The organism is Acinetobacter sp. ANC 4636 (assembly GCF_054454555.1).
This window is the reverse complement of the sequence record NZ_JBTKVD010000001.1, coordinates 77020-104000: the sequence shown is the minus strand read 5'-3', so window position 1 is coordinate 104000 and position 26981 is coordinate 77020. Positions and strand designations below refer to the sequence as shown.

At 41.2% G+C, this 26981-nt stretch carries 23 protein-coding genes and 3 tRNA genes; 10 read left to right on the top strand and 16 right to left on the bottom strand.

The features are described from left to right. The first annotated feature begins 5 nt into the window (after positions 1-5). Positions 6-1643, top strand: coding sequence for a glycosyltransferase family 39 protein (locus tag ACX1N5_RS00485; RefSeq protein WP_458799966.1), 1638 nt, complete (start codon positions 6-8; stop codon positions 1641-1643). A 97-nt stretch (positions 1644-1740) separates the two neighbouring features. Here the strand turns inward: ACX1N5_RS00485 and gyrA are convergent, their stop codons facing one another. The 4 genes from gyrA to ACX1N5_RS00465 all read right to left on the bottom strand — a co-directional run bounded on the left by gyrA (position 1741) and on the right by ACX1N5_RS00465 (position 7554). After that, positions 1741-4440, bottom strand: a complete 2700-nt coding sequence (gene gyrA / locus ACX1N5_RS00480) for a DNA gyrase subunit A (protein ID WP_458799964.1) — start codon at positions 4438-4440, stop codon at positions 1741-1743. Positions 4441-4841: 401 nt separating this feature from the next. Continuing rightward, positions 4842-5774 (bottom strand): FAD-binding protein, encoded by a 933-nt coding sequence (locus ACX1N5_RS00475; protein WP_131380943.1) that lies wholly within the window; start codon positions 5772-5774, stop codon positions 4842-4844. 17 nt (positions 5775-5791) lie between these two features. Beyond that, the gene (locus ACX1N5_RS00470) at positions 5792-6541 is read right to left on the bottom strand and encodes an electron transfer flavoprotein subunit beta/FixA family protein (RefSeq protein ID WP_131380945.1); all 750 of its coding nucleotides are present in this window, start codon (positions 6539-6541) and stop codon (positions 5792-5794) included. A gap of 407 nt (positions 6542-6948) precedes the next feature. Continuing rightward, positions 6949-7554, bottom strand: a complete 606-nt coding sequence (locus ACX1N5_RS00465; protein ID WP_458799961.1) for a LysE family translocator — start codon at positions 7552-7554, stop codon at positions 6949-6951. A 114-nt stretch (positions 7555-7668) separates the two neighbouring features. On the opposite strand from ACX1N5_RS00465, the gene ACX1N5_RS00460 reads away from it, so the two are divergent. Continuing rightward, complete coding sequence (locus ACX1N5_RS00460) at positions 7669-8163, top strand: Lrp/AsnC family transcriptional regulator (protein ID WP_004753338.1); 495 nt, start codon at positions 7669-7671, stop codon at positions 8161-8163. Between the two features lie 3 nt (positions 8164-8166). Here ACX1N5_RS00460 and xerC read toward each other — a convergent pair whose 3' ends face one another. The 7 genes from xerC to ACX1N5_RS00425 all read right to left on the bottom strand — a co-directional run bounded on the left by xerC (position 8167) and on the right by ACX1N5_RS00425 (position 15728). After that, a complete protein-coding gene (gene xerC, locus ACX1N5_RS00455; RefSeq protein WP_458799959.1) occupies positions 8167-9078 on the bottom strand; it encodes a tyrosine recombinase XerC in 912 nt (303 codons plus the stop codon). 16 nt (positions 9079-9094) lie between these two features. After that, positions 9095-9916, bottom strand: a complete 822-nt coding sequence (locus ACX1N5_RS00450; protein ID WP_458799957.1) for an enhanced serine sensitivity protein SseB C-terminal domain-containing protein — start codon at positions 9914-9916, stop codon at positions 9095-9097. Between the two features lie 251 nt (positions 9917-10167). Further along, complete coding sequence (dapF, locus tag ACX1N5_RS00445) at positions 10168-11013, bottom strand: diaminopimelate epimerase (RefSeq protein ID WP_131380952.1); 846 nt, start codon at positions 11011-11013, stop codon at positions 10168-10170. Positions 11014-11019: 6 nt separating this feature from the next. Beyond that, entirely contained in the window at positions 11020-12270 is a 1251-nt protein-coding gene (gene lysA, locus ACX1N5_RS00440) for a diaminopimelate decarboxylase (RefSeq protein ID WP_131380954.1), read from the bottom strand. A 15-nt stretch (positions 12271-12285) separates the two neighbouring features. After that, positions 12286-12492 (bottom strand): LPS translocon maturation chaperone LptM, encoded by a 207-nt coding sequence (gene lptM, locus ACX1N5_RS00435; RefSeq protein WP_004753348.1) that lies wholly within the window; start codon positions 12490-12492, stop codon positions 12286-12288. A 110-nt stretch (positions 12493-12602) separates the two neighbouring features. Beyond that, the gene (locus ACX1N5_RS00430; protein WP_458799955.1) at positions 12603-13994 is read right to left on the bottom strand and encodes an amino acid permease; all 1392 of its coding nucleotides are present in this window, start codon (positions 13992-13994) and stop codon (positions 12603-12605) included. 321 nt (positions 13995-14315) lie between these two features. Next, positions 14316-15728, bottom strand: a complete 1413-nt coding sequence (locus ACX1N5_RS00425) for an amino acid permease (protein WP_131380957.1) — start codon at positions 15726-15728, stop codon at positions 14316-14318. 225 nt (positions 15729-15953) lie between these two features. On the opposite strand from ACX1N5_RS00425, the gene radA reads away from it, so the two are divergent. Beyond that, positions 15954-17339, top strand: coding sequence for a DNA repair protein RadA (gene radA / locus ACX1N5_RS00420; RefSeq protein ID WP_004753353.1), 1386 nt, complete (start codon positions 15954-15956; stop codon positions 17337-17339). Positions 17340-17509: 170 nt separating this feature from the next. Next, entirely contained in the window at positions 17510-18466 is a 957-nt protein-coding gene (locus tag ACX1N5_RS00415) for a Tim44 domain-containing protein (RefSeq protein WP_458799952.1), read from the top strand. A gap of 57 nt (positions 18467-18523) precedes the next feature. On the opposite strand, the gene ACX1N5_RS00410 is transcribed toward ACX1N5_RS00415, so the two are convergent. Next, positions 18524-19708 carry a S1C family serine protease gene (locus ACX1N5_RS00410; RefSeq protein WP_458799950.1) on the bottom strand — a complete coding sequence of 395 codons (1185 nt, stop codon included), beginning with the start codon at positions 19706-19708 and terminating at the stop codon, positions 18524-18526. A 191-nt stretch (positions 19709-19899) separates the two neighbouring features. Here ACX1N5_RS00410 and ACX1N5_RS00405 point away from each other — a divergent pair, with 191 nt between their 5' ends. The 4 genes from ACX1N5_RS00405 to ACX1N5_RS00390 all read left to right on the top strand — a co-directional run bounded on the left by ACX1N5_RS00405 (position 19900) and on the right by ACX1N5_RS00390 (position 21760). Further along, complete coding sequence (locus tag ACX1N5_RS00405; RefSeq protein ID WP_131380961.1) at positions 19900-20658, top strand: Nif3-like dinuclear metal center hexameric protein; 759 nt, start codon at positions 19900-19902, stop codon at positions 20656-20658. Positions 20659-20808: 150 nt separating this feature from the next. Continuing rightward, the gene (locus tag ACX1N5_RS00400; protein WP_131380963.1) at positions 20809-21435 is read left to right on the top strand and encodes a superoxide dismutase; all 627 of its coding nucleotides are present in this window, start codon (positions 20809-20811) and stop codon (positions 21433-21435) included. Positions 21436-21604: 169 nt separating this feature from the next. After that, positions 21605-21680, top strand: a tRNA-Asn gene (locus ACX1N5_RS00395). Between the two features lie 4 nt (positions 21681-21684). Further along, positions 21685-21760: transfer RNA gene (locus ACX1N5_RS00390), tRNA-Asn, on the top strand. Between the two features lie 290 nt (positions 21761-22050). Here the strand turns inward: ACX1N5_RS00390 and phoA are convergent. Continuing rightward, positions 22051-23469, bottom strand: coding sequence for an alkaline phosphatase (gene phoA / locus ACX1N5_RS00385; RefSeq protein ID WP_458799948.1), 1419 nt, complete (start codon positions 23467-23469; stop codon positions 22051-22053). Positions 23470-23664: 195 nt separating this feature from the next. Between phoA and ACX1N5_RS00380 the strand changes: the two genes are divergently transcribed. Then, positions 23665-23740 (top strand) — tRNA-Asn (locus ACX1N5_RS00380). A 153-nt stretch (positions 23741-23893) separates the two neighbouring features. Continuing rightward, positions 23894-24160, top strand: coding sequence for a hypothetical protein (locus tag ACX1N5_RS00375; protein WP_004753364.1), 267 nt, complete (start codon positions 23894-23896; stop codon positions 24158-24160). Between the two features lie 49 nt (positions 24161-24209). Here ACX1N5_RS00375 and ACX1N5_RS00370 read toward each other — a convergent pair whose 3' ends face one another. From ACX1N5_RS00370 to glnA, 3 genes are all read right to left on the bottom strand, one after another. Continuing rightward, positions 24210-24638 (bottom strand): organic hydroperoxide resistance protein, encoded by a 429-nt coding sequence (locus tag ACX1N5_RS00370; protein WP_131380966.1) that lies wholly within the window; start codon positions 24636-24638, stop codon positions 24210-24212. A gap of 88 nt (positions 24639-24726) precedes the next feature. Then, on the bottom strand, positions 24727-25161 hold the full coding sequence (locus tag ACX1N5_RS00365) for a MarR family winged helix-turn-helix transcriptional regulator (protein ID WP_131380967.1): 435 nt from the start codon (positions 25159-25161) through the stop codon (positions 24727-24729). Positions 25162-25266: 105 nt separating this feature from the next. Then, a complete protein-coding gene (glnA, locus tag ACX1N5_RS00360) occupies positions 25267-26676 on the bottom strand; it encodes a type I glutamate--ammonia ligase (protein ID WP_004753371.1) in 1410 nt (469 codons plus the stop codon). Positions 26677-26981 lie beyond the last annotated feature (305 nt).

The following is a 26981-nucleotide window of genomic DNA, read 5'->3' as shown; positions in this document are numbered from 1 at the left end:
ATGTTATGCAACCTTTACTTAGATCATCTAAATTATTACTGATTTTGCTACCGATCTGGCTCTTCATTACTTCAGTCATCAGACCAATGTCAGTACCTGATGAAGGACGTTATGGAGATATCAGCCGGGCCATGTTTGAAACTGGCGACTGGCTCACACCACGTATCAATGGTTTTCCATTTATGCATAAACCTCCACTCTTGCACTGGATCAGTTCAGGTTTGATGGAAATTTTTGGTGTGCATTTATGGGTATTACGTCTGGTTCCTGTACTTGCTGGCACTTTGATGTTGGTCAGTCTATTTTTCTTTGTTCGTAAATATATCAATGAGCGTGTTGCTCAGCTCAGTGCACTGATTCTAGCAACCAGTTTACTGTTTTTTGGCAGCAGTCAGTATGTTAACCATGATTTACTGGTTGCAACATGGATGACACTGACCGTTTTCTGTTTTGCAGATTTTACTTTGTCTGGGAAAAAATCGATTTTATTCCTAGGCTATGTTGCCTGTGCTGGTGGCTTTTTGAGTAAAGGGCTGATTGGTGTACTGGTTCCAGGGATGGTGATTTTGCCGTGGGTGATTTATTGTAAAGAATGGAGAAAAATCCCATCTTTACTTAATCCACTGGGTATTTTACTGTTTATTTGTCTAGTAGGTCCATGGCTATATTTCGCTCAACACCACTATGCAAATTTCCTAAATTATTTCTTTATTGACCAGCAGTTTAGCCGCTTTAGTTCATCAGGATTTAATAATAAACGACCTTGGTTTTTTTATTTGCTCATCTTATTGATCAGCTTCTTACCTTGGTTGCTCGTTACGGGATTTAAAGGCGCAAAACAACATATTCGTACAGTCGTTCCATCGCCAATTCTTGCTTTACTGCTCTGGTGGTTCGTTTCTGTCACGATCTTTTTTTCAATTCCGCCATCCAAACTAGCAGGTTATATTTTACCTGTCGTTGCCCCGCTGACGATTCTCATCACAGCATGGGTTCAGCAGACACTTACCTTACCTAAAAATAAATTACAGATTTTAGGTGTTTCAATTTTTGTATCCCTAATGGGACTCACTATATTGCTTGCACCACATGTCATGAAAACTAATCATGATTTTTATTTTCAGCATATTGGTCTTATTTATCTGCTCGGCACAATTTTAACAGCTAGCCCGTGGGTGTTTCTGGCATGTTATAAAGCTGAAAAGATCTCATTTTTACAAGCGACGGTACTTAGTTTATTGGTGCTGTGTTCAAGTGTTCCTTTTGCCGTTCGATTGTTCGATACGAAAACCAATTCTGACCAGTTACAATTTCAGCAATATCTACATGGTAATACGAAGTTAGTGTTCTATCGCTACTATTTTTATGACGTGCCATTTTTACTGGATTGGAAATCACCTATATATTTGGTGAATAACTGGGATGCTGTTGGGGGAGATAATTCAGCTGTAGAAATTAAAGATGGCTTATTATTTGAACCCGAGTTAAAACGCAATTTATGGAACGATGCGACCTTTGAGCAAGCTTTGAAAAACAAACAGCCTTTGATTGTGATTAGTCGTCCAGGTGAATTTAAATCGTCTGATCCTCAGGTCAAAGTATTGCATCAACGTAATTATGACGTATTTATATTTAATCAATGATAAAAAAGAGGACGCCTAGGCTTCCTCTTTTATTTTGATCTGTATGTCTCATTCTGAAATAAGTATCAACCCACTTCAAAATGAGACAGATCTGAATTTATTCTTCTGTATTGTCTACTTCTTCAGTTTCAACAGCTTCATTCACTTCGCTGATGTCGAGTTCAATTTCATCTTCCTCAACGGCATCAATGGCTTCAACACCGACCAGTGTTTCATTTTCACCCAAACGAATCAGACGAACACCTTGTGCATTTCGTCCTGTAGTTGCCACTTCAGAAGCACGGGTACGCACTAAAGTACCACCATCGGAGATCAACATGAGCTCTTTGGTTTCATCAATCGCAACTGCGCCAACCAACTCACCATTACGCTCAGAAGTTTTAATTGCAATAACGCCTTTACCACCACGTTTTTTGGTCGGAAAGTCACCGACTGGAGTACGCTTACCATAACCGTTTGCACTCGCACACAGTACTTCGCCTGTGTCAGGGACAACAACCAGTGATACAATGCGACTGATGACATTCAAATCTGCACTATCTTCAGTATCATCCGTATCATCATTTTCGGTTTCAGTTTCATCCACCTCAAGTGCAGTTGCAGCAAGAGCAACTCGCATACCACGTACACCTTTTGCGGTACGCCCCATTGCCCGCACATCAGTTTCAGCAAAACGAATCGCTTTACCTTCATTTGAGAACAACATGATTTGCTGATTACCATCAGTAATCGCAACGCCAATCAAGGTATCTTCTTCATTAAGCTCAATTGCACGCAAACCATTGGCACGAATGTTTGCAAATTGCGCCAATTCCACACGTTTTACGGTACCCGATGCAGTTGCCATAAACACATAATGGTTTTCTGGGAAGTCGGTTAATGGAAGAATGGCGGTAATGGTTTCATTGGCATCCAGTGGCAACAGGTTAACCATTGGGCGACCTTTTGCACCACGTGAAGCTTGTGGAACTTCAAATACTCTCAGACGATAAACTTTACCAACATTGGTAAAGCACAGCACCGTTGCATGGTTAGACGCGACAATCAGATGTTGAATATAATCATCTTCTTTCATGCTGGTTGCAGACTTACCACGACCACCACGGCGTTGAGCTGCATAGTCAGAGAGTGGCTGCGTTTTTGCATAACCCGTTTTAGAAACGGTGAGTACAACTTGCTCTTCTGGAATAAGATCTTCACGGCAAAAATCAACGCGAGATTCAATAATTTCTGTACGACGAGCATCGCCATATTGTTGCAAAATCAGTGCTAACTCTTCACGAATAACATTCATCAACAAGTTAAAATCATTCAAAATAGCTGTAAATTCAGCAATCTGAGATAAAATCTCACTGTATTCTGCATGAAGTTTATCTTGTTCCAAACCTGTTAAACGGTGTAAGCGTAACTCTAAAATTGCGTTAACTTGAGTCGGTGACAAACGATAACGCTGATCAATCAAACCAAATGGGCGATTTGGATCTTCACCCTCAATTTCATCTGGACGAACTGAAATAGCACCTGCTTTTTCAAGCAAGCCCACGACACCACCCGCAGCCCACTCGCCTGCTTGTAGGCGTTCACGCGCTTCTGCTGGATTGGCTGAAGTTTTAATGGCTTCAATGATGGCATCGATATTCGCCAATGCGACCGTCAAGCCTTCCAAGATGTGTCCACGTTCACGTGCTTTACGCAATTCGAACATGGTACGACGTGTCACGACTTCCTGACGGTGGCGAATAAACGCAGCAATAATATCTTTCAGATTCATTAATTTTGGTTGACCATTGTCAAGGCAAACCATGTTAATGCTGAACGAGTTTTCAAGCTGTGTATTCAAAAACAGATTATTGACCACGACTTCAGCGTTTTCACCACGCTTTAAGTCAATCGCAATACGCATACCGTCTTTGTCAGATTCGTCACGAAGTTCTGAAATTCCTTCGAGTTTCTTTTCTTTAACCAGTTCAGCAATACGCTCAATGACTCTCGCTTTATTGACCTGATACGGAATTTCAGTAAAGACAATCGTGATACGGCTTGTTTTCTCATCTTCTTCAAAATGATACTTACCGCGAATGTGCAAACGGCCTTTACCTGTACGGTAAGCATCGACAATGCCTGATTTACCGTAAATAATGCCGCCTGTTGGGAAATCTGGACCACTGATATGATCCATCAAACCTTCAATAGAGATATTTGGATTATCTGCATAAGCAAGGCAAGCGTGAATCACTTCGGTCATATTATGCGGCGCCATGTTGGTCGCCATACCGACTGCAATACCCGCAGCACCATTGATCAGTAAATTTGGAACACGTGTAGGTAAAACTTGAGGAATACGCTCAGAGCCGTCGTAGTTGTCTTCCCAATCGACCGTGTCTTTTTCAAGATCGGCCAGAAGCTCATGAGCAAGCTTGGTCATACGCACTTCGGTATAACGCATTGCCGCTGCGCTATCGCCATCGATTGAACCAAAGTTACCTTGACCATCGACCAACTGATAACGCAAGCTAAAATCTTGTGCCATACGTACGATGGTTTCATACACCGCAGAGTCACCATGCGGGTGATATTTACCGATCACATCACCAACTACACGGGCAGATTTTTTATAGGCCTTGTTATAATCATTACCCAGCTCATGCATCGCATATAGCACACGACGATGAACAGGTTTGAGACCATCTCTCACATCTGGCAATGCACGAGAGACAATCACACTCATGGCATAATCAAGATACGAGTGCTTGAGTTCATCCTCAATGGCAATCGGTCGGATTTCCGATACGCTCATGCATACTCCTTATTATATTGACCATTTATCATGGATAAACAGCCAAAAAACTTGAAAAAAATTCAGAAAAAATTAGTGAAAAACTTATCACTAAAACTGAAAAACATAACGCAATATTTTAGCATATTTGCCTGTGTTTTGTGGCGCTCGAAGCCCATAGAATCACATTTCTCTTATAAAATTCCTCTGATTTTTGCTGATTTTTTACACATACTTTTGAGTATTTTTTTGATAATGTTTTTTTTATCCAATTCGCCTAATTTGCAAGGATTCTTCTGGCTCAAATTAAGCTTTTTCTCTAAATATATTTGTAAATTTTAACTTTAAAGAAAATTGCTCAAACACAAATTTAAAGCATAAAAAAACTCTGCACGAAGCAGAGTTTTTTTAAAATGACTCAATTAAAGCTTAGATACCAGTTCAGGTACGACTTCATTCAAATCACCCACTAACCAGTAGTCCGCAACTGCATTGATTGGCGCTTCTTCATCCTTGTTGATCGCAACGATCACTTTAGAATCTTTCATACCTGCCAAGTGCTGAATCGCACCTGAAATACCCACAGCAATGTACAGGTCAGGCGCAACAATCTTACCTGTTTGACCCACTTGCATGTCGTTTGGTACAAAGCCCGCATCAACCGCAGCACGAGATGCACCTTGTGCTGCACCCAGTTTGTCTGCCAATGGATCAAGTACTTTGTGGTAGTTTTCACCTGAACCCACACCACGACCACCAGATACAACGATACGTGCACCTGAAAGCTCTGGACGTTCAGTTTTTACGATTTCTTCTGAAACGAATTTCGATACGCCTGCATCTTTAGCTTCGCTTACTGCTTCAACAGCTGCTGCACCACCTTCTGCTGCAACCGCATCAAAAGCAGTAGTACGTACAGTCGCAACAATGATTGCTTCTTCTGATTGTACAGTGGCAATCGCATTGCCTGCATAAATTGGGCGTTTGAAAGTATTGGCTGATTCAACCGCAATTACATCACTCACCATGCTTACATCCAGCAAAGCTGCAACACGTGGCAAAATGTTTTTACCAGTGGTGGTTGCTGCTGCCAAAATGTGGCTATAGCCTTTACCCAAATCAGCAATTAATCCAGCAACGTTTTCTGCTAGTTGGTTGGCATAGACTGCATTGTCAGCAAGTAGAACTTTGCTAACACCTGCAACTTTTGCTGCTGCATCGGCAACAGCTTGTGCACCTGAACCTGCTACAAGAACAGTGATGTCGCCACCAATTTTTTGCGCTGCTGCAACAACGTTTAAGGTTGCGCCATTTAAAGTTTGGTTGTCGTGCTCAGCGATGACTAAAATACTCATGATGTTATCCCTGCCTTTTAGATCACTTTCGCTTCATTTTTAAGTTTATCAACAAGCTCATCTACAGATTTCACTTGTACGCCCGCTTGACGTTCTGCTGGTGCTTCAACTTTTAAAGTTTTCAGTTTGCTACCAGTAGCTACGCCATAGTCCGCAGGAGATTTTGTATCCAACGGTTTTTTACGTGCTTTCATAATGTTCGGCAAAGCCGCATAACGCGGTTCATTCAAACGTAAGTCAGTGGTAATGATTGCAGGTAAGTTCAGTTCAATTGTTTGTAAACCACCGTCAATTTCACGGGTAACTTGAACTTTTTCACCTTCAACTTTCACTTCAGATGCAAATGTAGCCTGACCTGAACCTAAAAGTGCTGCCAACATTTGACCCACTTGGTTAGAGTCATCATCAATGGCTTGTTTACCCAAAAGAATCAATTGTGGTTGTTCTTGCGCCACAACACCTTTCAGGATTTTCGCAACTTCTAAAGCACCTAGCTCATCGGCTGTTTCAACCAAGATGCCACGGTCAGCACCAAGCGCCATAGAAGAACGAATTTGTTCCTGAGCTTCTTTTGCACCCACTGAAACCACTACGATTTCAGAAACAATGCCTTTTTCTTTTAAGCGAACCGCTTCTTCCACTGCGATTTCACAAAATGGGTTAATTGACATTTTTACGTTGGTTAAATCAACACCACTATTGTCCGGCTTAACGCGAACTTTAACGTTGGCATCGACCACACGTTTGACAGCAACAAGAGCCTTCATGTATTCCTCGGCTGTAGTATCCAATGATCTAGAAGAAAAGTGCGATACTTTTCAAAAATTCGTTTCGTTGCCTATCTTGCAATGCGTTTGGCATTTCGGTCAAGTCACAATTTCTCAACAGAGACTGAAATTATGTTAAAAACGTGAATTGGCCAGTTCAAAGAAAAGCTTTACGCGGCATATTCTACCTGAGTTTCTATTAATTTTTAAGATAAAAAACAATGATTTAAAAAATTAAACTCATAGGTCATTTTTATCAAAATCATCAATTTTCTTCATGATACACATCAGAAATACCCACATCTACTGATAAGTGGAACAAAAAATAATCTCTACCATGCTGTCATAAATACAATATTCAAAATATAAAAAAGCCAGCAATATGCTGGCAGAAAAGAGTTTTTAATTTAGTGAGCGATGAGCCATGTAGCAGCTAACATAATCATGCTCGCAGAGGTGGCATCGACCCATTTTTGTTTCTGCTGATCAAAACCTGCTTTCTCTGTCATTTTAACCGCAATAAATGTTAGTACCAAATATACGATAATACATGAACTTATAAAAATTAAAGACAAGAGCAAGCCTTCAACCACAGGGTTGCCTTTGCTATGCATAAATTGCGGCAAGATTGCAAAATAAATCAGCATGACTTTGGGATTTAGCAATGACGTTACAAAGCCTTTGCGAATGGGATTATGGGTCTGTGCAGCCGATAACCGAATACCTTTACTCTGAAATGCTGAACGAAATAACTGAATTGAAAGGTACACCAAGTATGCAACCCCAAAAAATCGAATCGCATTAAATAGCATCGGATAAGACACAATAATGGCGGAAATTCCCAGTGCAACCAGTACCGAATGTACCAGATAGCCAGAACACACGCCAAAAGTTGCCATCATGCCTGACTTAAAATCTTTACCCATCGCTTGTGAAAGTACAAATAACATATCGGGCCCTGGCGTTAATACCAGCGGAATGATGGTGAGTGCAAATAATGTAAAGTCAGACATTGCTTTTGCCTTTAAAACAACAAAATAAAGTCTCTATATTGTCTAAAAAAACCAATCAAATAGGCTTGCAAATATTCTATAATTAAAATTATTTTTCGAATTTAATTCTAATTTATGAAGCAAATAAATAATTCTATATCAATAAAACTCGATCGTATAGACAAAAATATTATTCTTCATTTACAACAGAATGGACGGATTCAAAACAACGATCTTGCCAAGCAAGTGGGACTATCACCCTCCTCTTGTTTACGGCGGGTAAAACTTCTCGAAGAAGCAGGCGTGATTCAAAGTTATACCACTCTAGTTGACCCACAAAAGGTCGGTTTCTCTTTGATTTTGTTTTCTCGGATTTGGCTGATCGGTCAGGATGCGGAAACCATTGACTGCTTTATTGAAGCCATGAAAGAGCTCCCACAAGTCATGGAATGCTACATCATCTTGGGGGAATGTGATGCCATGCTCAAAGTAGTGGTTCCTGATCTGGAAAGTTACCGCAAGTTTCAGTCCAGTCATTTGACCAAAAAAAATGGTATTACCAGCGTGAAAACCGATTTACCCAGCCAGATTATTAAGCAAAGTTATCAGTTACCTTTGGACGAATACTAGGCTTTACTTTTGCGCACGCGGATGTGCCTGATCATAAATTTGCGCTAAACGATCAAAATCAATATGCGTATAGATTTGTGTTGTGTTCAAGTTGCTATGCCCGAGCATTTCCTGAATGCCACGCAAATCACCACTTGCCGAAAGCAAATGACTGGCAAAACAATGCCTGAGCAAATGTGGATGTAAATCAACATTTACCCCTGCTCGTAATGCTTGGGCTTTGACACGATTTTCAATCTGACGTGGTGTTAGACGCGTACCACGCTGAGAAATAAACACTGCGCTGTTTGGTTGCAAGCTCTGCCCCATCCAAATTGCTACCATTTGCAGCCAGCGATGTAAGCTCTGCTTGGCTTTTTGTCCAAAAGGCACAATACGGGTTTTATCGCCTTTACCCGTTACGCGTACCTGCTGTCGTTCAAAATCCAGATCTTGCAGATTTAGGCTTTGTAATTCTGCCAAACGCAGGCCACTGGAGTAAAGTAACTCCAACATAGCTTTATCTCGTAACCAAAGCTGTTGCTCTAAAGGCTTTTCAGGTGCAGGCTGTTCCAGAATTTGTAAAATGGTTTCAATATCCAGCATACCTGGTAGCGCCCGTGGTTGGCGCTTTAAATGGAAATCTTTAGCTGGATTTTGTGCAATTTTTTGTTGCTGCTCAACCCACTGCATAAACTGGCGAATCGCACTTAAAGCACGCTGTAAACTACTGGTTGCCAGTTGTTGCCGTTCTACTTTTTCTGCCAAGTATTCACGCAGATCAGCGGAGGCAATATTATTAAGATCTAATTTCTTGCGTTGGCAAAAATTTAGAAAATCCCGCACATCACGTTCATAAGCTGACAATGTATGCTCGGACTGCTGCTGAATTTTACGAGAATTCAGCCATATATGAAGCAATTCGAACATATCCATGAAATCAGCCTATTTATTAAGAAAAAAATCGGGTTAGCATACCACGGCGTTTTTCAGGTTGTTCACGCTGATAAAAGGGTGTGGTTTCTTCACGCATATAACGACTCAGACCATCATTTTTTTGATCGTCAATAATCGTCAAATCTACAAGACTTGGTTGATCCAGACTTTCAAAGGCAACTTGCCCTATCTGCTGAATCAACTGATCCAGTTGCAATGGTTGCGGCATGTCCAGTTGCAAGCCAATCATTAAAGTCGGTTTAGCATCGCGCTGTGGGTTATGCATCAGTGCCAAATACGCGGCTTGTACCTGCGGCTTGGTTTGCAAGAATTTTTGTAACTGTAACACCATCTTATAAGGATATTCAGTGGGTTGTCCAAGTAAAACCTCGGTGTCTTGCTGGACTTCATAACTTTCGACCTGACCTACATCAATTTGCAAGAGCTGACGAATTTCACCTGGGCTAAATTCTTTGCCATAAGCTGACATCGGGTTCATTACCAGTGTGTCTCCAAGTGTCATTTCAAAAAACTGCTGCGTTGGAAGATATAAATACGAATGCTCTTCTTCAATGGACTGCTGCAAGGTTTCTAGTGACAAGAAAAATGGTAATGCTTCTGTTCCATCCGCTTTTTTCCATTTTTGCAGATGTAGTTCATCACCTTGTTTCATGTGAATTTGCTCGGTTTTCATCGGCTGAGTCGTTCGATCTGTGACACCTAAGCAGTAAATATGCCCTATCAATAATTGTTGTAAGAATTCTGGGCGGTATGCAGGTTCTTTGGCTGCTTTTTCTAATAATTGCTCAAGTTGTTGTTCCTGCATTTGATTTTGCATAATTTTACTCTGGGCAGTATGATTTTTTTAATACTTACAGTATGAAAAACTTCCATTACAGAATCAAGCAGCTTCAAGATCAAAAAATTAACTGGATAACACGAATTATGTTTCAAACACTGAAGCATCAAATGGTTGATGAAAATTGAATACAAAAAAAGAAAATACGAGATCTGTTATGTTTATAAAAATAAGGCAAAACCTTAAATAGCCCCCAACCCAGACCATCATCTGGCTTGGGGGATCACAATTTAGCTTTGGAAATAACGTAAATCAAAACGTCCTTCATAGACGTTGGCTGTTGGGCCAGTCATCCAGACTACATCACCATCACGCCACGCAATATGCAATGAACCACCTGCAAGCTGGATTTCAACTTCACTTGCCAGCAAGCCACGGCGCATAGCGCTGACTGCTGCTGCACACGCCCCTGTACCACAGGCCAATGTTTCACCGACTCCACGCTCAAACACACGTAAACGCGCATGCTTTTCATCTACAATCTGCATAAAACCAGCATTAACACGTTCAGGGAAACGCACATGTGATTCAATTTGCGGTCCCAGGTTTGCAACATCTGCTGTCAAAACATCAGGCACAATGGTCACTGCATGTGGGTTGCCCATATTCACAACATCAATCAACAGGTTCTGACCATTTGCCAGATCAAGACGATAAAGTTCTTCTTGCTCATCGGCAACAAATGGAATTTCCTGCGGTAAGAATTTTGGATAACCCATATTCACCCGCACCCAACCATTTGGCCCCAATTCAGGCTCAACGATACCTGCCTTGGTCTGTACTTTAATTTTAGTTTTATGTGTCAATTGACGTTCGTGTACAAAGCGTGCAAAACAACGCACACCATTACCACATTGCTCAACCTCAGAACCATCAGCATTGAAAATACGGTACTTAAAGTCGACGTTTGGAAAATCAGGTGCCTCAACAATCAAAAGCTGATCAAACCCAATACCAAAATGGCGATGCGCCATACGCTGAATAGTTACGGCATCCAAGTAGGCACGCTGACGAATCAGATCAATCACCACAAAGTCATTGCCCAAACCATGCATTTTGGTAAATTCTAACAACATCAACAATTACTCCTGAGGCAATAAACGCTCTTTTTCCCATAAAGATTCTATGCTTTCACGTTCACGAATAACATATGCCCGATCACCATCAACCATCACTTCAGCAGCACGACCACGACTATTGTAATTCGAGCTCATGACAAAACCATACGCTCCTGCACCCAACACGGCCAAGGTGTCATTTTCCTGTAGAGCCAACTCACGGTCTTTACCTAAAAAGTCACCCGTTTCACAGATTGCACCAACCACATCCCATGCTTTAGCTTCAGTGTCCTGACGTGGTGTTACTGGCTGAATATCCATCCACGCTTCATACAATGACGGACGAATCAGGTCATTCATAGCTGCATCGACAATCGCAAAATTACGGTGATTGGTTGGTTTCAACAAATCAACTTTAGTCAGTAATACACCTGCGTTGGCACTAATGCTTCGGCCTGGTTCCATATAGACTTTTAAGCCCAGTTTTTCTAAAGCAGGACGCAATGCATTAGCATATTCAACAACACTTGGCGGCACTTCATCTTTATAAGTGACCCCTAAACCGCCACCAATATCGACATGCTTTAACTGAATACCCAGCGTTTTAAGCTGTTCGATCATCAGCATCACGCGATCCAGTGCATCGACAAACGGCTGAGTTTCTGTCAACTGTGACCCAATATGACAGTCAATTCCCACAACATCTAAATGTTCAAGACTGTGCGCATATTGATAAGTTTCAAACACGCTATCACTTGGAATACCGAATTTGTTTTCTTTTAAGCCTGTCGAAATATAAGGATGAGTTTTAGCATCAACATCAGGATTTACACGTAAAGAAATCGGCGCTTTTTTACCTAAACGCGCCGCCACTTTTTCAATGCGATCTAACTCAGCATGTGATTCCACATTGAAACATGCAATTCCAACATTCAGGGCTTTTTCAATATCCGCTTCAGATTTACCCAAACCTGAAAACACCACTTTACTTGGATCACCACCTGCTGCCAACACACGAGCCAGTTCGCCACCTGTGACAATATCAAATCCCGCACCCAATTTTGCCAAAACATTTAACACAGCTAAATTTGAGTTTGACTTCACCGCAAAGCAGATTTGATGATCAATAAAGCTAAATGCCTGATCCATATCTAAATAATGCTTTTCAAAGCTGGCTTTTGAATACACATAAAGCGGTGTAGAAAATTGCTGTGCAAGCTGTTCCAAAGAACATTGTTCAGCATGCAAAACCCCTTGAATGCGGGTAAAACTCATGATAAATCCTTAAAATTACTGAACTTTAGAAGATGGTGTAGAAGCTGAGGTATTGACTTCAGATGCAGCATTTGGCTGTTCATGACGATGGTAAAGCAGATACTTTGGACGAGTATCTAAATTTGGATCGTTTGGTAACTGTAAATCTCCAGCCTGCCCACAACCCACCAAGCTTAGACCTGTCGCCAGCAAGCTAATCACAGCAATCATTTGACGCATCATAGACATCACCTGTATGTAAACTGAAAAGCAGTATACCTTGAACCCTGTTCTGACCAAAGTATTTCTAAAATAAAAAACGCCAGTTTTAAACTGGCGTTTTGCTTTAATGTTTACTGATTTTTTTTGGGCTTAAAAAAGAAATACCCGATCAGCAAAATCAAGAACCAGACTGGACTAACCTTTAAAGCTTTTAAAGTATCTGGCTCCAAAGACAAGACATAAATCATACCAATGAAGAAAATAATCACCACCCAACAGGTCACCAAACCACCAGGCAATTTAAACTTGGACTGCTGGTGTAACTCTGGGCGCGTTTTGTAGTAGTTGATATAACTCCAGATGATAATCAACCACACACAAATAAACAGTATCGTTGACAATGTAGTTGCCAAGGTAAAGGCTTCAATCGTATTGGGTACAAAATATTGAAGTGCAGCACCACCAAGTAAACAAAATGCCGAGAAATATAAGGCATTGGCAGGAACTAAACGTGGGCTTAATTTACCAAACAGTTTTGGACCTTGCCCTTCGCGCGACAAACCAAATAGCATACGACTGGTCGAAAACACACCACTATTCATGGAAGACATGACAGAAGACAGCACCACCAAATTCATAATAATAGCTGCCGCCGCAATACCCGCGTGACTAAACAAATTTACGAATGGGCTAACACTTGGATTAATCTTATCCCACGGTGTGACTGACATCACAATCACCAATGCAAAAACATAGAAAATAATAATCCGCACAGGAATAGAATTCACTGCTTTAGGCAAGTTACGTTCTGGATCACGGGTTTCTGCTGCCGTTGTACCAACCAGCTCCACACCAACAAAAGCAAAAATGGCAATCTGAAAGCCTGCTAAAAAGCCTGTCGAACCTGTTGGGAAGAAACCACCATTTGCCCATAAATGAGTAAATGAAGCAACCTCACCTGTAGGCGCAGTAAAACCTGTAAAGATCATCCATAGACCCACAGCGATGAGCACAACAATCGCAATAATCTTGATCAGGGCAAACCAGAATTCCATCTCACCAAACAATTTCACGGTAACCAGATTCAGCCCCATAATAAAAAAAATCGAGGTGGCACAAATCAGGGCACTTTCCCCAGGGCTAAATGGATGCCCACCATTAAAAAACTGCAAATAGTTAATAATCGCAGATAGGTCAGCAATCCCGATCGTGATCCAGCACAACCAGTATGTCCACCCTACAAAATAACCCGCCCAAGGACCAATTAAGTCAGTAGAAAAATCAATAAATGACTTATAGTTTAAATTGGAGAGTAAGAGTTCACCCAAGGCTCGCATAACAAAAAACACCATCAAGCCAATAATCATATAAATAAATATGATGGAAGGCCCCGCCAGACTGATGGTTTTACCTGACCCCATAAATAAACCTGTTCCAATTGCACCGCCAATTGCAATCAACTGTAAATGGCGATTGGACAAGCTTTTACTTAGCTCATTGTGTTCGACTGACTGTTGTTTCATGTCGTATTACCTTTCATTTGTGTTCACTCTCCCTTTGATGCAATACAGTCAAAAAGACAATAGCCTTATAAGACTCTATTGCGGGAATCTGTCATGAGATGATTTTGATTTTTCTAAAATAGAACCAAGTTAGAGCAACTTTATAAATATGTATGTAATAAAGAGACTTACAAATTAAAATCGCACCATATTATAGCAAAGCAAGAACCCATTTTTGATCGTATTGAACCAAAGTAGTGCGAATGAGATTTCTTTTAATTTACATTTCTTATAAAAACTTAAACTCCCCAGATGGAGAGTTTAAGTTCACTTAATGATTGATTATGCTTTCTTTTTCTTAAACATATAACCAATCGCTAAAATCAGTAACCACAATGGGCTAATCAATAGTGACTGGCGAGTATCTGGCTCAAGCACCAAAATACAGATTGTAAAAATAAAGAACGCAATAACAACATACGACATAAACACACCACCAGGCATTTTAAATGTCGATTTTTCATGCAACTCAGGTCGTAATTTACGATAACGGATATAGTTCACCATAATCAGGATCCATACCGATACGAACAAAATTACAGACAAAGTTGTTGCCAGAGTAAACGCAGTAATAGTGTCTGGTACAAAGAACTGAAGGATTGCACCACCCATAATACATGCACAAGAGAACATCAAACCATTTGCAGGAACTGCGCTTTTTGATAATTTGCCTAATTTCTTCGGCGCCTGACCATCTTTTGCCAAACCATATAACATACGGCTGGTTGAGAAGATCCCACTGTTCATCGATGACATAACTGACGACAAGACCACCAAGTTCATAATCACCGCAGCGGTTGGAATTCCTGCCATAAGGAACAATTCAACAAATGGACTCTTGTTTGGAATGACATGATTCCAAGGAATCACAGACATCACCACAGTTAATGACAATACGTAGAACAAGATGACACGTACAGGAATTGCATTAACTGCTTTTGGCAAGTTGATGTGAGGGTCTTTCGCTTCAGCAGCCGAAGTTCCGACAAGCTCTACCCCAATAAATGCAAAAATCGCAATCTGGAAGCCTGCTAAGAAACCCTCAACCCCTTTCGGGAAAATACCACCGTGTGCCCAAATGTTGCTCAAAGATGCCACATCACCGTTTGGTGAGTGATAACCCGTAAACACCATGTACGCACCCGCACAGATCAAAGCAATAATTGCCACGATTTTAACAATTGCGAACCAAAATTCAGTCTCACCAAACAAGCGCACTGTCAATAGGTTCAATAACATTAAGAAAAGCACACAGCCTGCACTAATTAACGCTTGCCCCGCAGGTGTAAACTGCATATCCGGTGGGAGCCAGAAAGTGAGGTAGTTAATTACAGCAGTTAAGTCAGCCATACCCGTAAGTACCCAGCCAACCCAATACGTCCAACCCACATAAAAACCTGCTTTTGGACCAATCAAGTCATAAGACATGTCCACAAAAGATTTATAGTTCAGGTTAGACAGGAGAAGTTCACCTAATGCACGCATTAGGAAAAAAACCATAATTCCAATAATAAAATAAATTAATAAAATAGATGGGCCTGCCAATGAGATGGTTTTACCCGACCCCATAAACAACCCAGTGCCAATGGCACCCCCAATAGCGATCAACTGCAAATGACGATTGTGTAAATTACGTTGTAATTCATGAATCGAATCGTCAGGTGCGTTAATATCATTTAGCTCGTTAAAACTCATTGATAATTATCCATAACAGAGTTGCTGCTAACAAATAGCAATTAGCATTCCAATTTCAGAGTTAGATGCTTAAAAAAAACACATACGGCACAGACGTCCAAAAGACACCGTTATAAAGCATGAGCCATACAAGATCGATTCCATGATCTCTAGTGTTTTTTATCAGATGAACATGCTAATGTTAAGCCCCTTTTTTATTTTTTTTATACAAAAAAGCACTAAATCATGAGTAAAGTTAAAACGGTCTATCGCTGTGAACAATGTGGAGCAGATCATTCTAAATGGGCGGGACAGTGTTCTGAATGTGGTGAATGGAATAGTTTAGTTGAAATCCGTATAGAACCAAGCATTACTCATCGAGCAAAACCAGGATCATTTTCAGGTGGCTATGCGGGACAATCAGCGCAAATCACCACACTCAATCAAATTTCCATTTCACATGAAACACGACTTGTGACAGGTATCGGCGAATTTGACCGCGTTTTAGGCGGCGGTCTGGTCACAGGTTCAGTGGTCTTAATTGGTGGTGACCCGGGCATTGGTAAATCGACCATTTTATTACAGACTGCAACGCACATGGCGAGCCATAAAAATTCGGCGCTGTATGTTACAGGTGAAGAATCGCTTTCTCAGGTCGCTCTACGTGCCCAGCGCCTCGAACTACCGACCGACCAGCTCAAAGTCATGGCAGAAACCTGTGTCGAACGGATTTGTGAAGTGTTGGCTCAACAACGTCCTGCTGTTGCCATCCTAGATTCCATTCAAACCCTCTATACCGAAACCCTGCAATCTGCACCCGGTGGTGTCTCACAAATTCGTGAGTCTGCCGCCTTACTCACCCGTTTTGCCAAAAACAGCGGTACAGCTTTATTTCTTGTCGGACATGTCACTAAAGAAGGTGCTTTGGCAGGTCCTCGTGTTCTTGAACATATGGTTGACTGTGTACTGTATTTTGAAGGTCAATCTGATTCACGTTATCGTATGATTCGTGCCGTCAAAAACCGTTTTGGCGCAGTCAATGAACTGGGCGTTTTTGGCATGACCGATAAGGGCTTACGTGAAGTTGCCAACCCTTCTGCCATCTTTTTAAGTCGTTACGATGAAGCCATTCCAGGCTCGGTGGTCATGATCAGTCGTGAAGGCACGCGTCCTTTACTGGTCGAGGTTCAGGCTTTGGTGGATGATGCACAGGGGCAACCTCGTCGTGTCGCACTCGGTTTGGACCAAAACCGTCTTAACATGCTACTTGCCGTGATGCATCGCCATGGTGGTGTACAAACCACAGGGCAAGATGTTTATGTCAATATTGTCGGTGGTTTAAAAATTACTGAAACAGGCTCAGACCTTGCAGTATTGCTGGCATGTGCCTCTAGTTTACGTGGTAAAGCCTTTCCACAACAACTTGCAGTTTTTGGTGAAGTAGGCTTATCGGGTGAAATTCGCCCTGTTCCTAATGGGCAAGAACGCCTCAAAGAAGCAGTAAAACATGGGTTTAAATATGTGATTTTACCGCGTGGTAATGCACCACAAAAACCAATTGCAGGTGTACAGGTTATTGCTGTTGCGCGCTTGCATGAAGCCCTACATGAAGCCATGCAACTCAGCGAATAATTTACCAAAAGGTAAATTATTAAGAGTTTATAGATATAAATCCAGCAAAATATAGCGACCAAATTACAGTATGGCCTCAACTGCATAAAAGTTACTCGTTTACTATTGAAATTCGGTTCAAATAACCGCATAAATGCAATGGAAAATCTGTATTTATATAGGAACAATCAATGAACACACGCCAACGTGGCCTAGTTGCTAGTATTTTAATGGCAACATTGGTGCTATCACCATTGGCTGAGGCAAAACGCGCAGGCGGTGGTCGTAGCCACGGCATGACACGTTCTGTTACTCCAAGTCAGCCACACCAACAGCCAACTTCTACTTACCAAGCACCACCTGCTCCAGCACCGCAACCACAAAAATCTGGTTCAAATTTGGGTAAAATGGTCGCAGCAGGTGCAGCAGGTGCAGCCGTTGGTGCATTAGCGACCCACGCTTTAGCCAATAATGACCATAATGGCACTGCAACATCAGCACCACAGCAAAATGTTCAAGCTGAAAAGAAATCGGGTATCCCAGGCTGGATCTGGCTGATTTTACTCGGAGGCATTGGCTTCTTTATTTATCGTAAAATGAGCGCCAAAAAATCTGAAGCAGCAAATCCATATGTATCTAATCAAGGTTCTGCTCCATTTACAGCGCAGCCAAGTCCAACAAACGAAAGTACCAATATTTTTGGTCAAAACGTAGGTGGCAACTCAGCGAGCAATAACCAAGGTTTTGGTGGAGCATACACGAACAATGGTAGCCAATTACCCGATGGTACTGAGCCTGCTTCATTTTTACGTATCGCCCGTCAGCGTTTTAACCATATTCAGTCCGTTAACAGTGCGAGTAATGTAGAAGAAATTCGCCGCTACTTAACACCTGAACTGTACAACTCAATGTATCAGGACATTATGGCAAACCGAGATCAGGACGTTGCAGAATTTAGCAATCTCAACGCAATGGTAGCAGGTTCAGCGACTGAAAATGGCCAGTATGTTGTCAGTGTGCGTTTTACAGGAACTGTTTCTGAAGACATGAATAGCTTACCGCAGCCATTCGCTGAAGTTTGGCACTTTGTAAAACCTGTAGGTTCACAGCAAGACTGGCTTGTTGCAGGGATTCAAGTCGAAAACTAATTTTCGCAGTCAAAAAAAAAATCAGTTGCTTGCAACTGATTTTTTTTACATCTAAATTTAGCGTTTTGGTAATGGAATATACTGAGCGGTGGTATTTTTTAACTTACGCTCTCCAACTTTCACAGCCAAATCTAGCGCTGTACCTTTGCGGTCAATTGCCAAATGAATGGTACTGTTCGGTGCCTGTAATGCAACATAATTAATCAAATGTGATGCCGAAGTAATATCATACTGATTTACTTTTAGAATTTTATCTCCAATACGTACACCCGCATCTGCTGCTGGACCACCTGTCAATACACCAGCAACCGTAACACCTACGCTATTGCCAGCAGATGACTGCCATTGAGCATCCTGTTTTGGCGGCATCAAACTAATTCCCAACCAACCACGAATGACTCGACCATCTTTTAAAATTGCATCAAACACTTGCTGGCAAATTCTGGCAGGAATTGCAAAACCAATTCCAAGTGAACCACCTGATTGTGAAAAAATTGCAGTATTGATGCCGACCAAATTTCCTGCAACATCAATTAATGCACCACCTGAATTACCTGGGTTAATCGCAGCATCGGTCTGAATAAAATCTTCATAGGTGTTAATCCCTAAATCTGAGCGTCCTGTTGCCGAGATAATTCCTTGTGTCACGGTTTGTCCCACACCAAATGGATTACCAATCGCTAAAACGACATCCCCCACTTCATTACCACTGAGTTTAAAAGGTACAACAGGCAGATTTTGTAGGTCTATTTTAATCACAGCCAAATCGGTATCTGGGTCTGTACCAATCACTTTAGCTTCTGCACGGCGACCATCTTTCAAACCTACAACAATTTGATCGGCCTGAGCAATGACATGATTATTGGTTAAGATATAGCCATCAGCACGCACAATAACCCCTGAACCTAAACTATTTTCATTTTTGTTGAGTTCTTCAGGTGTGCGATTGCCAAAAAATTCACGGAATACAGGGTCATTGAGTAAGGCATTATCACTACGATTGACTTTTTGTGTGGTAAAAATATTCACAACCGCAGGCGCAGCAACTTTTACAGCATTACGATAAGACTGTACCCCTCCCTCCTGATTATGTTCTACCAATACTTGCTGCTTCTCGATTGGCATAGCAACACCATCCGATGCAACCACTACTTTGGTTTTTTGCATCTTTTGCCATGCAGTAAATCCTAAAATCACAAAAATTAGTAAAATCCATGGCAACCATGTCAAGGTTTTGCGCACGTTATCATCCTCTATCGGGTATCTTCTTCATTAACAAAAAAGTTTTCGGGTCAATATTGTAAAATGAAATATTCATGAAAAGCTAAAAACTTGGCAAGATTTTGTCTAGCTTTAGTTACAATAAGCTTAATCAACTTCACAACAACAGCAGTGATTTTGGAATGATCCAATTGAACTGAATGAGGAATTTTATGGCGCAGTTACAGGATATTTTACAGTGGTGTGATCAAACTTTGCTCAGCTCTGAATTTAAAGACTATGCGCCAAATGGTTTACAAATCGAAGGCAAAGCAGACGTTAAAAAAATTGTTTGTGCAGTAACTGCTTCATTAGATGCTATTGATGCTGCAATTGAGGCACAAGCTGATCTATTACTGGTACATCATGGTTATTTCTGGAAAGGTGAACCTGCACCGATTACAGGCATGCGTGGCGCGCGTATTAAAAAACTGATTCAACATGATATCTCACTTGTCGGTTATCATCTGCCTTTAGATGCGCATCCAAGTTTAGGCAACAATGCCGCCATTGCAGAACTTTTACAGTTTGAAAATATTCAGGCGCTCAATCCTGGTGATCGCCACCCGATTGGCAATATTGGCTATTTAAAACAAGCCGTTTCTGCCTCAGCATTTAAGCAAAAGCTTGCCGAGATTTTTTCTCGCGAGATTATCCATTTGCCATCAGCTACTGAAAAAATTCAGAAAATTGGTTTTTGTACAGGTGCCGCACAAGATTTTATTACTCAAGCAGCAGAACAAGGCTGCGATGCCTATATTTCAGGTGAAGTGAGTGAACGAACGTTTTACGAAGCACGTGAGCTAAACGTACACTACTTTGCTTGCGGGCATCATGCAACTGAGCGTTATGGTATACAACGGCTGGCTCAAGCACTTAGCAAGCAGTTTGATGTAGAAGCAATTTATTATGAACAAGACAATCCCATCTAAATAATATCTAAATCAGATTGAAAGAATTGTCATTGTACAAAACAGCACGTATATTGTATTTCATTGTTTATCAAACACGTTTTTTGTTGAAAAATACATTAAACTATTCACCACAAAATTTTCAAACCCAGCTTACGCAAGGAAAGAAAGATGACAACGATTACCCTACCCGCTCTTCCATATGGTTATGATGCACTTGAACCACACATCTCGAAAGAGACTTTAGAATTCCATCACGACAAGCATCACCAAACTTATGTAACCAACTTGAATAACCTGATTAAAGGTACTGACCTTGAAGGTAAATCTTTAGAAGAAATCATCACTGCAAGTGCTGGCGATGCTTCTAAAGCTGGTATTTTCAATAATGCTGCTCAAGTTTGGAACCACACATTCTACTGGAATTCTATTGCACCAAACGGTGGCGGCAAACCTACTGGCGCAATTGCTGCAAAAATTGATGAAGCTTTTGGTTCTTACGAAAAATTTGCTGAACAATTTGCCACTGCTGCTACAACTCAATTTGGTTCAGGTTGGGCTTGGTTGGTTGCAGACAAAGTAAACGGTAACTTGTCTATCGTGAAAACTTCAAATGCTGACACTCCACTTGCACACGGTCAAGTTGCAGTGTTAACCATTGACGTTTGGGAACACGCTTACTACATCGACTACCGCAATGCACGTCCTAAATACATCTCTACTTTCTTAGAAAGCCTAGTGAACTGGGACTATGCAAATGCAAAACTTGCTGGTCAAGCTGCTGGTGTAGAAAAATAAGTTTTCTTTGAAAACTTTAAAAAAGGCGTCATTTGACGTCTTTTTTTATAACCAAAATGTCCTAAATTTAAAGTTACTCCAGACAAGTGATTATAAATCCAACAAATAAATTTATTTTTGATTTTTAACTTGACCTAACTGCCAGTAATCCATAGAATGCGCTTCAGATTCTCCAATAGCTCAGTCGGTAGAGCGACGGACTGTTAATCCGCAGGTCCCTGGTTCGAGCCCAGGTTGGAGAGCCACTATTCTTCCATAGCTCAGTCGGTAGAGCGACGGACTGTTAATCCGCAGGTCCCTGGTTCGAGCCCAGGTGGAAGAGCCAAGATTCGAAAAAGCCCAGCATCATAAATGCTGGGCTTTTTCTTTATATAAAAATAGCCAATCATGAATGACCACTTGTTGTGATACATGAACGAACCTTATTTTGTTTCACACCACTCTATAATGGTTTTGAGCAGAATAAAAATTAAATAATCCGCTCTGCCCTAAAACGAGCCTACAAATCAGGCACAACAAAAATGCACAGACAAGCTGTGCATTTTTTTTCAACAACTAAGCCTATGATTAAACTTGTTTCATAAACTCATTTTATTTGTCTTGCTCTTCAAAAGCCTAATGAATATTCAAAGCATCTCGCATAATAAAAAACAAATCCGTCTGATCAATTAAACCAGAAACATTCGCTGCACGTGGACCATAAGCCGCAATACGCACTTGCGCACCTGTATGCTCCTGACTATTCCCCGTTGAAGTGGCATAGTTGACAGCCATTGGTGACTGGTCTTTGGTCAGCAAGTTTGCAGTTTTCCCTGGGCTATCGGCATCCACAGGAATGATCTGACTGGTATGTGCATGATCACCTGTAACAATAATTAAAGTGTCAGGATGTGTTTTGGCAAATGCCAGTGCTTCTTGAACTGCTTCATCTAAAGCCACAGTTTCACCAATTTGCCCGCATGGATCAGCAGCATGGTTTTGCTTATCAATCGAACCACTTTCCACCTGCAAGAAGAAACCCTTTGGGTTTTTATCTAGGAGTTGAATCGCTTTTGCAGTCATCATCCTCAAACTTGGCACCTCTGCCCCACGTGCAGGGTTGATTTGGCAACGCTGTGCAGCTTGCTTATTACCATTCAACACAGCTTTAGGGCCAATCCAGCTTACAGGTAAATTACCTTGCGCAAATAAGCCCAAAACAGGTTGCTGTTGATTGGCTGTGCTGAGTTGACTTAACTGATCAGCATTGGAAACTACTTTATAACCGCGCGCCTGAGCCTGTGCCAATAAAGTCTGACCTTTATATTGTCCTGCAGTTGCCATTTCATTAAATGAAGTTGCACCACCACCCAAAGTTACATCGGCACGTGCATCGAGCAGTTGTTCACTAATCGAACCCAAGCCACCATTTTCCAAAGTATTCGTTGGGCAGAGTTTTGCTGTTGAAGATGGCGAATAGCATTTACGATGGGTGACATGCGCAATCAGTGCTGCAGGTGTCGCATCTTGCAACTCTGTTGTGGTGACATTACCCGTTGCATAACCTGCACGTTTTGCAAATCCTAAAATTGATTCATGCGCTTTTGCCTGCACATCAACCCCAATTGCACCATTATAGGTTTTTATCCCCATTGCCCATGCAGAAGCTGATGCTGCCGAATCTGTTACATAATCAATGGTTTTATCTTTATTAACCGAATAGGTGGTATAGCTGCCTGTAAATGGCAAGACATCAATCCCTTTAAAATAACCTCCTGCCCCCTCAACGTAATTACGGGCGATGGTAATTTCCGAGTCACTGGTACCATCCCCAATAAATAAAATCACATGCTTGACATGACGAGGACTAATCGAAGCCTTAAGTGCTTCACTACGCTCTGCAGTTAAGCGGGTTGCACCTGAAAACTGATCTAGCTGCCCCTTGGCATGTGGGGCAATTAAGCTACTTTGTGATGTTATGGTCTGTGGCAGGCTATTGCACGCACTGACTGCGATTGCCACGCAACTGCTGAGTAAAAGTGGTTTTAAATTCACAAAGAGGCTCCTGTTATCTGTATTGTTTTGCCGCTTGCTTTAAATTAGTGGATTTATATTGCAATTTGATTTAATTCCTAAGCGATATTACAAGCATAACTGATTATTTTTAAAACAATTAAGCTCAAAAAATCAAAAAATCGCATATAGAGGCTTGACCTCCACTCAAGTAATCCATAAAATCCTTACCCAGATTCTCCAATAGCTCAGTCGGTAGAGCGACGGACTGTTAATCCGCAGGTCCCTGGTTCGAGCCCAGGTTGGAGAGCCAGATTCTAAAGCCCATAAGTCTACTTATGGGCTTTTTTAATGCAGTTACCAATTCCTAGCAGAATTTGTTTTGACTCAGTGAAGTGATCCTCTAAACTAGCGACCTAAGCACTGTGTCAGTCAGTTTCTTTTCGCCCCATTTAGGATATTTCCCATGTTAACACCACAAGAAATCCGAGCTCGCGATCGTAAGCGCTGGACAATTTTTGCTATCGCACTCCTTATTCCTATTGCCTTAGTATTTTTACTATTTATTGCAGCCTCTCAAGATGTCAAGACCAAAGCCCGATATGATCAAGAACGTGCTGAATACGCTGAAAAATATCAACAAGATAGCAATGCATCTGCAGCAATGAGTTCTCAACAACAATTTGATAAGCTCAAACAAGATCCTGAAGCAAAAACTGCTGATCAACGCTAATCAAAAAAGGCTTATCAAAAGATAAGCCTTTTTCACATCAAATTAGATTTTATTCAACGATCTTTAAATTCACATCAATATTGCCACGGGTTGCATTTGAATACGGGCAAACGATATGCGCCGCATCGACCAATTTCTGTGCTTCATTATGTGGCATTCCAGGCAAGTGAATATTTAGTGTCACTTCAATACTAAAGCCTGTTGGAATTGGGCCAATACCCACTTCCCCTTCAATAAATGCATCTTTAGGCATATCAAATTTGTCACGTGCTGCCACAAACTTTAATGCACCAAGGAAACATGCCGAATAACCTGCAGCAAACAACTGTTCAGGATTGGTAAATGCACCACCTGCACCACCCATTTCTTTAGGCACACCCAGTTGTATGTCCAAAACACCATCACTTGAAACGGCACGACCATCGCGCCCACCTGTTGCTTTGGCTTTTGCGGTATATACGACTTTTTCTAATGACATGATTTCTTCCTTTAAATTAATTATCACACAAATATATCGTACACGATATAAATATTCAGTCAATAACTCACAACCACTAAACTGTAAATTATTTGATCAATTTAGCACGCAATTGTTCAAGCTGATGTTTCAGCTCGATTAAAGTTTGTAAATCACACTGACTGGTTTGCTGAATCAGTTCAGGAATGGTCTGTGCTTGTTGTTTTAATGCCGCACCTTGCTCAGTTAAGCCAATTAACACTTGTCTTTCATCCTGTTCAGAGCGTTGGCGAGTAATCAAGCCTGAATTTTCTAATTTTTTTAACATTGGAGTCAGCGTTGAAGATTCCAAATAAAGGCGCTTACCGATTTCAGAAACAGTCAACTGATCACGCTCCCAAAGCACCAACATCACCAAATACTGAGGATAGGTAATCCCTAGAGGTGCAAGTAACTGGCGATATTTTTGATTAAATGCCAAGTTGGCAGAATACACTGCAAAACAAAGCTGGTTATCTAGTTTTAATAATCGCTCGTCACTCAAAAGTTTATCCTCACACAACAGTTATCTTTTCTTATTATAGCCAAGATCAGCAATAAAAAAGCCCGCACAAGGCGAGCTTTTTTCAGTATGAATACAGTTGTAAAATTACAAGCTGTAGTACATATCAAATTCAACTGGGTGAGTTGTTGTGTTAAGACGACGTACATCTGCCATTTTAAGGTCGATATAAGCTTCCAACATTTCTTTAGTGAACACGCCACCTTTCAACAAGAACTCGTGATCCGCTTGAAGTGCTTCCAACGCCATTTCTAGGCTGTGAGCAACTGTAGGGATTTTTGCTTCTTCTTCAGGAGGAAGGTCATACAAGTTTTTGTCAGCAGCTTCGCCTGGGTGGATCTTGTTTTGGATACCATCAATACCAGCCATCAACAATGCTGCAAAACCTAAGTACGGGTTCATCATTGGGTCAGGGAAACGTGCTTCGATACGTTTGCCTTTAGGGCTAGAAACGTATGGAATACGGATAGAAGCAGAACGGTTACGCGCTGAGTAAGCAAGCATAATTGGTGCTTCAAAGTGTGGAACTAAACGCTTGTACGAGTTAGTAGAAGGGTTAGTAATTGCGTTCAATGCACGAGCGTGCTTGATCACACCACCGATGAAGTAAAGTGCCATTTCTGACAAACCTGCATATTCATCACCAGCAAACAAGTTCTTGCCATCTTTAGAGATAGACATGTGAACGTGCATACCAGAACCATTATCACCTACCATTGGTTTAGGCATAAAGGTTGCAGTTTTTGCATATTGGTGTGCAACGTTGTGAACAACATATTTGAATTGTTGTACTTCGTCAGCTTTAAGAACCATAGTGTTGAAACTTACACCAATTTCTAACTGGCAAGATGCAACTTCGTGGTGGTGAACTTCTACACGACCAGCGCCCATGATGTCTTCAATTTTGTTACACATCTCAGCACGCATGTCGTGGTGAGAGTCTACAGGTGGAACTGGGAAGTAACCGCCTTTAACACGTGGACGGTGACCTGAGTTACCAGACTCGTAATCTTTACCAGTTGACCAAGCAGCTTCTTCAGCGATCAATGTATGACGAGCGCCAGACATGTCGATGTCCCATTTCACTTCGTCAAATACAAAGAATTCTGGTTCTGGACCAAAGAATGCAGTATCACCGATACCTGTAGATTTTAAGTATTCTTCCGCACGACGAGCGATTGAACGTGGGTCACGCTCATAACCTTGACCAGTAGATGGCTCGATAACGTCACAAGTCACTACAACAGTTGGTTCAGCGAAGAACGGATCGATAAAACATGTTTCTGCGTCTGGGCGCAAGATCATGTCAGATGCTTCAATACCCTTCCAACCTGCAATTGAAGAACCATCGAACATTTTACCATCTTCAAATGTATCTTCATCAATTGAATCAGCAGGGTAAGTTACGTGTTGCTCTTTACCAATCGTATCTGTAAAGCGAAAATCGACCCATTTAGCGCCACTTTCTTTGATGAGTTCAAGGACCTTGTTCGCCATGCTCTATGCTCCAATCAAGTATTTTTATTGCACGTATGAGGTGCATGTTAGAAGTTGGACGTAATAAAGCAACTCCCGTGCCAACTTTTCGAATATTAGCTAAATTATTGATAAATATATATTCTAAATAAATATTAGCCAATTATTTCATCATTATTATACTGTGTGTAAAACGAAATGCACCATATTCAAACATTTTCTTATGCTTTACCAAAAAAACCACACAAAACGAACCAAAAAAGTGCAATTATTCTTTTTTGATGTAATGCAGTGCATTTATAAGCTGGTTATGGTGATTTGATTGC